This is a genomic window from Enterobacter sp. 342 (assembly GCF_036663495.1).
Classification (GTDB): domain Bacteria; phylum Pseudomonadota; class Gammaproteobacteria; order Enterobacterales; family Enterobacteriaceae; genus Enterobacter.
On the sequence record NZ_JAWUEI010000056.1, the window covers coordinates 1 to 11,341 of the forward strand.

The 11,341-nt window shown below is 51.1% G+C and carries 8 protein-coding genes and 1 pseudogene; 5 read left to right on the plus strand and 4 right to left on the minus strand.

What is annotated here, in order from left to right; translation table 11 throughout:
- The first annotated feature begins 3 nt into the window (after positions 1 to 3).
- A complete protein-coding gene (locus V6E55_RS25915; RefSeq protein WP_003032489.1) occupies positions 4 to 60 on the plus strand; it encodes an IS1 family transposase in 57 nt (18 codons plus the stop codon).
- Positions 61 to 1,588: 1,528 nt separating this feature from the next.
- On the opposite strand, the gene V6E55_RS23960 is transcribed toward V6E55_RS25915, so the two are convergent.
- Positions 1,589 to 2,596 (minus strand): tyrosine-type recombinase/integrase, encoded by a 1,008-nt coding sequence (locus V6E55_RS23960; protein ID WP_008325196.1) that lies wholly within the window; start codon positions 2,594 to 2,596, stop codon positions 1,589 to 1,591.
- A gap of 61 nt (positions 2,597 to 2,657) precedes the next feature.
- Between V6E55_RS23960 and umuC the strand changes: the two are divergent.
- The 3 genes and pseudogenes from umuC to V6E55_RS23975 all read left to right on the plus strand — a co-directional run.
- A pseudogene (gene umuC, locus V6E55_RS23965) lies at positions 2,658 to 3,800 on the plus strand (translesion error-prone DNA polymerase V subunit UmuC); the annotation flags it as partial.
- Positions 3,801 to 3,878: 78 nt separating this feature from the next.
- Entirely contained in the window at positions 3,879 to 4,130 is a 252-nt protein-coding gene (locus tag V6E55_RS23970) for a type II toxin-antitoxin system Phd/YefM family antitoxin (RefSeq protein WP_004118488.1), read from the plus strand.
- Between the two features lie 53 nt (positions 4,131 to 4,183).
- The gene (locus V6E55_RS23975; protein ID WP_008325193.1) at positions 4,184 to 4,489 is read left to right on the plus strand and encodes a hypothetical protein; all 306 of its coding nucleotides are present in this window, start codon (positions 4,184 to 4,186) and stop codon (positions 4,487 to 4,489) included.
- A gap of 1,110 nt (positions 4,490 to 5,599) precedes the next feature.
- Here the strand turns inward: V6E55_RS23975 and V6E55_RS23980 are convergent.
- Positions 5,600 to 6,571 carry a ParB/RepB/Spo0J family plasmid partition protein gene (locus tag V6E55_RS23980; RefSeq protein ID WP_004206785.1) on the minus strand — a complete coding sequence of 324 codons (972 nt, stop codon included), beginning with the start codon at positions 6,569 to 6,571 and terminating at the stop codon, positions 5,600 to 5,602.
- Positions 6,571 to 7,737: a plasmid-partitioning protein SopA gene (gene sopA, locus V6E55_RS23985; protein ID WP_000523812.1), complete on the minus strand. Its 1,167-nt coding sequence runs from the start codon at positions 7,735 to 7,737 to the stop codon at positions 6,571 to 6,573. Before sopA ends, V6E55_RS23980 begins: the two co-directional genes overlap by 1 nt.
- A gap of 750 nt (positions 7,738 to 8,487) precedes the next feature.
- Between sopA and V6E55_RS23990 the strand changes: the two genes are divergently transcribed.
- Positions 8,488 to 9,498, plus strand: a complete 1,011-nt coding sequence (locus V6E55_RS23990) for a RepB family plasmid replication initiator protein (protein ID WP_000200070.1) — start codon at positions 8,488 to 8,490, stop codon at positions 9,496 to 9,498.
- Between the two features lie 697 nt (positions 9,499 to 10,195).
- Here V6E55_RS23990 and V6E55_RS23995 read toward each other — a convergent pair.
- The gene (locus V6E55_RS23995; RefSeq protein ID WP_001515717.1) at positions 10,196 to 10,936 is read right to left on the minus strand and encodes a tyrosine-type recombinase/integrase; all 741 of its coding nucleotides are present in this window, start codon (positions 10,934 to 10,936) and stop codon (positions 10,196 to 10,198) included.
- Positions 10,937 to 11,341 lie beyond the last annotated feature (405 nt).

Consider the following 11,341-nt stretch of genomic DNA (forward strand, 5'->3'; position numbering starts at 1 on the left):
TCGGTGGAGCTGCATGACAAAGTCATCGGGCATTATCTGAACATAAAACACTATCAATAAGTTGGAGTCATTACCTATATTTCGTTCTTTTTCCCAGCAATCAATGTATTCCCCTACGATTGGATCAACAGGTTTGGTGAAGGCCGTGCTGGTTTTGTTCACGGGGACATCCAGCAAACATATCCGAGAGCCGCCCTGATGTTCATCATTTTGCCAGCGTATACAGCCTGTTCGCATCCGCAAAATTTCATCACGACGCAACCCACCAAACAGCCAGAGAACACATAATGCACGAACCATAGAAAATGGGTAGCGATAGTAAAGTTGTTCACCATAATGCAGATCCTGCTCCTGCAGGTTCAACCCTGCCCAGACAAGTTTACTCCATATATCATCAGCAACGACTCTTGGTGCAGGGCCAATACTGGCCCGGATAGCGCGGGGTAAACGGAACGTTCTGACAGGATTAAATCGGACGATAATAAGCCCCCATTCCTGAAGGTCTCGAAAAAAAACTCTGATAGCCTGTAAAATCCCCGCCCGTGCAGAGGCTGTCATTAACTGGCCTATTCGATTCTGATACATATGGCGCGGTTCAGACCACTGGCCTATTTTCATTTGACACACTGCAGCTACGTATTCAAGTGCGATGTCCCGGCTCCAGTCTGCAGGAGAATGTATATCAGGGTGAGTGGCTTTCAGCCAGCGCCCACACTGCAGGATGCGGTACCATGTACTGAGTTCAGATGATGGTGCTTTAATAGCGGTTTTACGCCAGCGTTCACACCATCGCAACCATTCTTCCGGAACGTTACTGGTTGCACGATATTCCCCGTGAGGCCGTCTGCGCTCAAGAATACGATGGTCAATGCCCGCTGGGAACAGCCCCATCGCAGCAAATATCCTTGACAAGGTGGCCGCAGAGCGACGCATATAAACAGGCCCGTAAGTTATTACTCGCTTAAGTGTTTCCAGTTCCAATTTTTCAGGATCAACCTGCCGCTGACAAAGCATAGACAGCAGTAGCGCATTACGAATGTTATTGTCAGCAGCGACAAAGCCGAGGCGCTGCATGTTCTCCTGAAGCTTGTTTACCGCCGCCTCTGTCGCCGGGCGGCCAAAAACTTTGACAGAAAGCCGATAATGATAAAAGCAGCCAGCCGCCTCAAGTCGATTAAATCCGCACAGTAACCAAGCAATCGCGAGGACATACTGTCGACAATTACCACAGCTGCCATATTTTTTGCGAAATACCTCTTCACTGCTGCACAGCACTTCGAGCCAGTCGTCCTGGGTCCATGACCAGTAGTTTTTTTCCAGCCGGTGCATTTCCAGAATGATGTCATGAATTGCAGAATTGGTTGTTGTGGATGCGGCATTCATCCACTTTAATGCTGCTCTGAGTGGAATTATCAGGCGAGAAAGCCTTTGTCTTACACAGTTCGACCAGTTTTGTTTATGACGTCCAACAACATACTGAGCCAGCTTTATCAAAGTATCTCGTTCAATCGGCTGTAATTCGGGAGAACAATCCCAGTCAGGATCAGGTTGCCATACTTCGTAGTCAAAAGGGGCTGGCGCATCATATTCAGTTTTCATTGCCATCCGTATTGTCCCCCTTTAAATGGTGTAACCGATGTTCATGTATCGACGCCATACCTGCGTTAAATTTTTCCGTAAGATCACGCGCACTAAGATGGATATAAAGTAACGTTGACTGGATACTCTGATGGCCGGCAAACGTAGCGATCTCATGAATATCCCAGTCAGCTCTGGCGAGATCGGTCAGACATAGATGTCTGAAGGTATGCGTACTCAATTGGGGTAGCCCCGCCTGCATTGCCAACGACCTTACGATCTTGGACCAGGTCCACCGGGTTATTGGCGCAGTTCTGTTGCGACAGGAATAAGAAAGAAACAGTGGGCCACGGGAAGTATTTAATTGTCGCCGTTCTGCTAACCAGAGGAAATATAACTCTCCGGTTACGACAGAATAGGGCACAACCCGACCTCGCTTAGTTTTTGTCGTTTCAGCCCGAACTGTTAGCAAGCGACGAGAAGGGTCAATATCGCCGGTAGCAACGGAGCACAACTCTTCCCGGCGCAGGGCACAGTCGTACGCAAGAGATAGCATAAAACGATTACGTATTGTGGTCTGGCGGGCTGCGATAAGTAAGTTTTCCCAGTCACGGTCACTCGGTATCCATGGCAGGCGTCGCTGTGCCTGAATGAGCCCCCTGCGCCCACCTCCGCCAGGATGCCAGCTGCCTCTCATAACGGGGTTCAGTACTATTAATCCTTCTTCTCGCAGGTAGTCACAATATAATCGAACGATAGTGAGTCGATGACGAAGGCTGGCAGCCGCCAGATTGCGGGAGATATTAAGATGCCGAACATACAAAGCCAGGATCTCCCGGCTGGCTTCTGTAGGGCTCACATCATTCTGGCGACAAAAACGCAGCCAATCATCGATCCCACGGGCATAAGCTTCAACCGTATTTGGCGCCTTCAGCAAACTTTCCTGTAAGCATAACCAGCGAAAAGCTGTAGGCTCAGCCATCATGTAAGGTAAAGATGCCAGCAACGATGCACGCATACACTTTCCTTCCGAGTCAGAAAGCACAACCTAAGGATAGTCAATTCCAAATAACATATAAGCCAAACGGCTGGGTATAAAGATGGGAACCCCCTGGTTCCAGCTCAAAGAGGCGCAGTTTCCTGAAAAACTGTACGTTTTTTCCAGCAACTACGAGCTCTACGCGAGCCTGAGTAACCGTGTGGTCGCCCTGCTGGAAGAGCTGTCGCCCCGCGTCGAACAATACTCAATTGACGAATGTTTCCTGGATGCCCGAGGAATTGGCCACTGTATGGATCTGGAGGATTTTGGCAGGCAGCTGCGTGGGCATGTTCTCAGTGGAACCGGACTGACGATCGGTGTCGGCTTCGGCGCCACAAAAACACTGGCCAAATCGGCGCAGTGGGCGTCAAAGGAATGGCCACAATTCAGTGGGGTGCTGGCGCTGTCGCCCGAAAATCCACGCAGAACGGCAAAATTACTCAGCCTGCAGCCGGTGGAAGAAATCTGGGGCGTGGGGAACCGGATAGCGAAAAAGCTGCACGTTATGGGGATCACCACTGCCCTGCAGCTGTCGCTGACGAACCCCACATTTATCCGGAAAAACTTCAACGTAGTGCTGGAGCGCACGGTACGTGAGCTGAACGGCGAGAGCTGCATTTCGCTGGAGGAAGCGCCGCCGCCGAAACAGCAGATTGTCTGCAGTCGCAGCTTCGGGCAGCGGATCACCACCTACGAAGAAATGCGCCAGGCCGTCTGCCAGTATGCCGAGCGCGCGGCGGAAAAGTTGCGCGGTGAGCGACAGTACTGCCGGCATATCAGCACCTTCATCAAGACGTCCCCTTTTGCGGTTAATGAGCCGTATTACGGTAACGTGGCCACGGAAAAACTGAACACCCCTACCCGTGACACCCGGGACATTATCGCGGCAGCGGTCAGGTCTCTGGACAGGATCTGGCTCGATGGCCACCGCTACGCAAAAGCGGGGATAATGCTCAATGATTTCAGTCCGAACGGCGTCGCGCAGCTGAATCTGTTCGATGACGTGCAGCCACGGCCGCACAGCGATGCGCTGATGAAGGTGCTCGACGGCATTAATCATTCCGGACTCGGGAAAGTCTGGTTTGCCGGACGGGGTATTGCGCCGGACTGGCAGATGAAACGGGAGATGCTGTCACCGGCATATACCACCCGCTGGAAGGAGCTGCCGGTTGCCCGTTTCTGACCGTCGAAATGACAGACGGGACTTGCTGCAAGAGCTTACTTTACCGATCATACAGATGACTTGTCTCAGGGGGGAACCATGACAAATATCATTCTGTGTGATGTGACTGCCAGCATCAGCGAACTTAAAAACGATCCGGTGGCCACCGCCAGTGCCGGCGGCGGCTACCCGGTCGCGATTATTGACCGCAACCGCCCTGTTTTTTATTGTGTGCCCGCGGCTCTGTATGAACAAATGCTCGATGCGCTGGACGAAAAAGACCTGGTGCAATTGATCACAGAACGTCAAAACCAGCCGCTGCGTGAAGTGGATCTCAATCAGTATCTGTGATGTGCTCCGGTGCGAGGAGCAAGGAATGTATTAAATCAATGTTAAGGAACAATATGGGTAGCAAAATCGCAGGTGTGGTTTTCTTATTCTTCACTATCTGGGGAATGGCTTCAGTGATTGAATTGCAGTACTGGCGTAACGCTGATACCTATCCTGTCTGGCTGACAAAACATCTCCGGATCTCTCCCGAAAATAACGAAAAGAGCCTGATAAGGATAGGAATGGAAACCTTTGACAAGGTATGTGGTGATAACAGGGGCCTCCTTGCCGTCACCCAAAAACAAAACGGTATGTTTATGCGCTGTGATGATTCCCCCGGATTTTTTTCATGGTTCAGCGGCGTTTACAAAGTCAGTTAATCAGATAACGTGTTGGACTTTCAATATGTTACCCACACGGTTATCCCCCGTTACTGTGGATAATCAATATATTGTGTCTCAGACAGCTGCTTTTTCTACCATATGTTGTGTCCCTGATATCCCCTCGGACGGCGTGACAAACGACATCACACTGGAGACGCTGATGACGGGACCATGTTCATCCAGGGTCGTAAGAACGGCCGGGACTGGTTACCGGCCGGACGAAGGACCGGCCAACGCGCAGCGGCGGCAGCTGGTTTTAAAAATGCTGGCGGAAATTTAAAATTAAGCCGCACACCCCGCGAAATTTTGCAAATTTCACTCAACATGCTTCGTTCAGATCCCAACAGAGCTTTCACCATCACCTGTAATAGCCGCCCTGCTGCGTGATTACTCCGCTCAACAGGTTGCTGGCGACAAGCCAATACCTGTTCGTGACAGGCATTGCTTAACCGTTGTCCCAAACTAATAATGTGCCGACGATGCAGGTGGGACCGTGGTCCCAGGCCGATAAGCTGACCGATGACGCAGGTGGGACCGTGGTCCCAGGCAGATAACCTGACCGACGACGCAGGTGGGACCGTGGTCCCAGTCAGATAACCTGACCGATGACGCAGGTGGGACCGTGGTCCCAGGCAGATAAGCTGACAGATGACGCAGGTGGGACCGTGGTCCCAGGCAGATAAGCTGACCGACGATGCAGGTGGGACCGTGGTCCCAGGGAGATAACCTGACCGACGACGCAGGTGGGACCGTGGTCCCAGTCAGATAACCTGACCGATGACGCAGGTGGGACCGTGGTCCCAGACAGATTACCTGACCGGCGATGCAGGTGGGACCGTGGTCCCAGGCAGATAAGCTGACAGATGACGCAGGTGGGACCGTGGTCCCAGGCAGATAAGCTGACCGACGATGCAGGTGGGACCGTGGTCCCAGGGAGATAACCTGACCGGCGATGCAGGTGGGACCGTGGTCCAAGGCAGATAAGCTGACAGATGACGCAGGTGGGACCGTGGTCCCAGAGAGAATATTCAGGCCAGTTATGTTTTCTGGCCTGTGAGAAAGGAAATGAAGTAAAGGGAGATCACCGTAGAATAATGCGTGTCCGCATCAGACTCCTGGTTTCTCAAGCTCCTTAAGAATGGCTTCTATTTTCTCTATACACTCCGCAGGAATGCGGGACTTATCCAGGTTAAGCACCATTTTATCGCCCTTATACAATGCTGTTGCCCCTGGAGCAAACTGATGACGTGAGCTCAGATTAACTCTTGATGCGGGAGATTGTTTCAGTACGGATGTTAAAAGACTAATGACCTCTTCAGCTTCAAAGATTAGTCCCGCTTTCTTCTGATCGTGGAGAGTCTCAGCCTGCTGCTTCAGTAATTCTTCTTTATCTGCAAAAGCCTTCTGAAGGGCTTCACCTGACCGGGCAGACAGTTCTCCAGGATGTGCAAACAGGGCAACAACGGATTTAGGCAGTTTGGCCGTATTAATACAGCGGGTAATGATCTTACGAGAAATGTTTTCCGCATCGGCAAGCGCAGAAATATTTCCTGCAAACTCATTCTGCAGCCGGCTTGTATAACGCAGGCCACGTTCATAAGCACTCGTCGGCCGATAATCGTTACCCAGTCGGGACAATGCAGCCATCTGCTCATCGTCCAGTTCACCAACCAGAACGCGATAATCACTTTCCGTCAGGATTGCGGCTTTACGGCGACGGCTGCCGTCTGCAATTTCTATGACATCAGAAACCCGGCGGCCGAAAGCTGGAGTCTGCTGACCGGTCAGTAAAAATGAAGGAATGAGATCATCCAGAGCATCTTCGGTAAGTAGTTCCTGATCGCGCTCATTGCCTGACCATACGCGTGAAGCGCTCTCAACAGAGTCTCCCCGGAGCACCTCAAGGGTAAATTTTACTTCCCGTCCACTTACCGGAAGAGAGATTGCATTACCGCGGGCCATAGCACCCACGCGCGCAATTAATGAATCCACCATCGGCGCGGCCGGCGCCGGTGATGAAGTATCTTCAGTCGATTGAGTATGTGTGGTATGTCTTGGAATGACAGGAGCACGCTTCATTATCTAATCTCCCAGCGTGGTTTAATCAGACGATCAAAAATCTCATTGCAAACAGGCTCCCAGATAGAGAGGGCATTACGCCAGGCACCGGTTGAAGAACGTTGATCAATAGCCTGTTCAAAAACGGTTCTCATACGGATCTGACCTTTGCCGACTTCATCCGTTTCGCGCACAACATTTTTAAGGACCATGCTTCCCCAGGCATCCCGAATTTGTTCTTCCATCCACGGGGACTGCGAGCCATTATTATTACTGTATTTGGTAAGCAGAATACGGACATCTGGCTCGAAGCCTTTAAGATCCACGTTCTTAAGCAGGTCACGAAGCATATCGAAAAACTGCAGTGCGGAGGTGTAGTCGAACAGCTCTGCCGGAGTAGGGACAATCAGAACATCAGCAGCGCATACAACATTTATCGTACCGATACCAAGGTTGGGTGCGCTGTCGATAACTATCACGTCATAATCATGAGCGACAGTTTCAATGGCCAGACGGAGCATCAGGTGCGGGTCAGCAGGTAATTTGCCTTCGTCAAATTTCCCCATCAGCTCGGTTTCAATGCGGTGCAGTGCCAGACAGGACGGGATGATATCAAGGCCAGGCCAGCAGGTGGGCTTTATAGCGTAGCTGGCGTCATCCTTTTCCCCAAGATAAAAGGGCAGGAGAGTGTCCTCAGCATGAATATGAAGATCGGGCACCCATCCGTGATACATAGAAGCAGTTCCCTGTGGGTCATTGCCTTCAACAAGCAGAACACGGAGTCCTTTCAGAGCAAGATCCTGAGCCAGGTGAACGGATACTGAGGTTTTGTAAACACCACCTTTGTGAGCTGCAACGCCAATCACCGGCGGAAACGCATCTTCAGCACGGCGCAGTCGTGTACCAAATACATCCCGCATGTGATTGATTTGTTCGATGGTATAACCAACGCGTTGCTCAACTCTCCCACGGGTTTCCATATCAGGGTGCGGCAGCCGGCCAGCTTTCTCGGCATCCCTGATAGCCTGAGATGACACGCCAACTAAATCTGCCGCTTCACCAATCCTCCAGCGCCGGGTTATTTTCCGGGCTTCCGGACTGTCATCATTAAACTGTGCAATGGCGATTGCTTTCGTCATTTCATGACCAGCACTTATGCACTGGTTGAGTGTATCCATGAGTCCCATACTGAACATCCTTTAATCATCACTTTGCATTATTTTATTAAATCTTGGAATTTATTGCAAAGCAACAATAAAATCGCAAAGTGCACGAAAAAGTGCAAAGTGAACCACATTGGGTAATGAAAGAACGCAGGGGATTACAAAAGAGTACATACCGCAGTCAATATTAATCACTGCCGCTCGCCGCAGTAAGCGATCTCACACAGTGAGAAAGCGGCGAGGAAGCGGAAAATCACAGAATTCACAGATTGCACGTACGTCGGGTTGCTAAAGATGGCTCGGGATCAGCCAGTTATAATGAAATTGACTGCGGTATGTAATATATTGACTATGGTATGATGCTTACCGCATCTGTGTCGAGGAAGAGGAAAGACGACTCAGCATACCGCAGTCAATGTTTCATTGTTGTACCTGTAGATCTCAATCTTCCAGAGCGTATTCAGGAAAATAAGGCCAGGGTTCTGGATATCTGGTGTGGCGCTTCCGGGCTTGTATCTGGGTTATTCATGGTCTCGATCCAATAATTGATCCCAAGGAGATCATAATGAGATCCAAAAGAGATCCCCGGATCGCTCCAGCATGCGCTGTAACTGGCTTTAACGTCTGTCTGGATCGACTGTGGAATGTAAAATGTTGACTGTTATATGCATAATCTAATACTGTGATATGCAACGGTATTTACTGAGGTATGTATATCCGTTGACTGCGATACGTATTACTACATCCTTTTGTGGATAACCGTTGAGGATCAAGATGACGAGCGAAAATAACAGCTTACTTCTGAACCTTCAGGAGGTTGATAAGACAACCGGTGAAGTTGTTAAGCTGGATGTCAACAGCACCAGTACCGTGCAGCCAGTAGCGCTCATGAGACTCGGTCTCTTCGTCCCAACTCTGAAATCAACAGGGAAGAGCAAGGCGAACCGGAAAAACGTTACAGACGCGACTGAGGAGCTTGTACAGCTGTCCATTGCCAAAAGCGAAGGATACACTGACGTTAAGATCACCGGTTCGCGTCTTGATATGGACACGGATTTTAAAGTCTGGCTGGGGATAATTCGCTCCATGTCGGAGTATGGGGTAAAAAGTGACACCCTGGAACTGTCGTTCGTCGAATTCGTTAAGATGTGCGGATTTGACTCCCGTCGTTCAAACAAAAAAATGCGCGATCGCATCAGTAATTCCCTGTTTAAACTCGCCTCGGTTACGCTGAAGTTCCAGAGCGAGACCAAAGGATGGACCACACATCTGGTGCAGTCAGCCTATTATGACATCAACGAGGATATCGTTGAGATCAAGGCTGAACCTAAGCTGTTTGAGCTTTACCACATGGACAGAAGGGTACTGCTGCGGCTGAAAGCCATTGACGCCCTGCAGCGCAAGGAATCAGCCCAGGCGCTTTATACCTACATCGAAAGTCTTCCCCAGAATCCTGCACCTATTTCCATGAAACGGATGCGTGACCGGCTGAATCTCACCTCAAATGTCTATACGCAGAACCACACGGTACGTAAGGCGATGGAGCAGCTGCGGGATATTGGTTATCTGGATTACACTGAGTTTAAACGTGGCCGAGCCACCTATTTCAGCGTGCATTATCGCAACCCCAAACTCATCAGTGGTCCTGTGAAGGTTCCGCGCAAAGAGGAAGAAGAGAAGGCGCCAGAGCAAAATTATGACGAAGTCATTAAGGCGCTGAAGGCTGCTGGCATCGATCCCCTTAAACTGGCCGAAGCTCTCTCAGCGATGAAGCCAGAAAATTGACTGCGATATGCATAACATGACTGCCGGATGCCGCTAAGGACATTCCATTGACTGTGATATGCATCACGCATACCGCAGTCAATATGTGTTCTCCATCATGTCTGCCATGATCGAACAATATTGACTGTCATATGTGATTTCAGGCCGTGATACGCAGATATTGACTACGGTATGCGGGTTTAACGGCGATATTCCCAGGTCTGTGCACTGCTCCACACGTGTTAACATGCCACAGTCAATTTTTCAGTAAAGCTCTATACCCCTTACGAAAATCTCAATCGGATGCTGAGACGGTCATGTTACCTGACGGTATCCGTTCCCCTGTGTATTGCAGGTTTAGCCCGGCAGGATGAGACTGCAGCTGTCTGTATAACCCGGCGCCAGCTTCACACTGCTAAATGCGAACAGGAGACCGATGGCAGAAGGGAGTGAGCCACAGGGGTGAATGACTTTCGCAATTAACGGGATGATTCACTGAGTTTTCAGGAAACAATACACTGTGGGATGTACGGCCTGTGTCCTGTCTTGTCTGCGGTATGTCGATGCCTGCAGGCTTGCAGGTCACCGTGCAAGACCACGGCTGTTCAGTCATCCGAATGATGTCCTGGTGTGCTGGAGCAGGGAGGGGCACTGAATGCGCTCTGCTCCTGTATTTCGTATTAGCGGAATACAGGACGTCATGCCAGGCCCGTCAATCTCAGCCGGCCGGGGGCAGGGAGCGAAGGATCTCCGCGGCATCTCGCCCATCACCGGTAAAGGGAACGGCCAGGGTGGCAGCCATGTCCAGCGCAAATACCCGGGTATAGACTTCCATCGAGCGCGGATCCTTATGCCCGGCCAGTGCCTGGATGACCTTCCTGGGCTGCCGGTGATAAAGCATGTGCATAATATAGCTGTGACGGAAAGTATGCGGCGTCACGGGGATCGAAAAATGCACGCCGTCAGCTTCAGCCCGCTTCACCGCCTGTTTCAGCCAGTTGCGCATTGTCTCATCCGTGACCGGCCATAACGGCTCACGCCGGCGGGGGCGGGTGGTGACCATCCAGCTTTCCATCTGACGCACAAAACTGGCATCCGTCAGCGGTACCAGACGCACTTCATCTTTTGGCGGCCGGCCACGACGTGCCCGCACTTTTTCCGACAGCACCCGAACAAAAGGGCGCAGACCATCCAGGTCGAACGATTCCGGGGTGAGCGTCCGGGCTTCACCGATACGGATCCCGGTATTCCACATGGTGGCGAACAACATGTGGTGACGCTGGTCAGGCATATACCAGAGGAGGGCGCTCACTTCCGGCGCCAGGAGGTAAGCCGGCGTGGCACCTGTTGAGGTGGCCATCCGCCGGAGTGCCACCGCGGTCGCAAAATCAACGCCCGGGGCGATCGGCAGCAGGGAGACGCGTTCTGGTGAATTCTGCAAGGGAATGATGCTGTTCATGAGTTATTTTTCACGTAGCGCACGCACTGTTTATGGATACAGGTATTTTGCACCTGACGGGCCGATCCTGCCATGACAATAAATCGCAGCGCGCGGATCCTTTTGTTGTCTTATCCCGCATTATTGCGGGAAAAACCAAATGCGTAAAGGATCCTTTTTCTGCTCAGATCCTCCATGAAGCCAGTCATGACGCGGGCTGAGGGCTGTTTTACGGTTTTTGGGAGAATTGGAGTAATGCCAGGATGTACATGTTAGGCAGGAAAAAGAAGAGAAGAGAGCGCTACGCGATTTCCGGCCTGGTACACCCCTGTAACCTTGCGGGATTTCGCGGCTTTGTTGAATAAATAAGATTTCGTGCGAACGACCCTGTAGCTGGCTGGATTTTCAGGCAATACGCACGCTTTC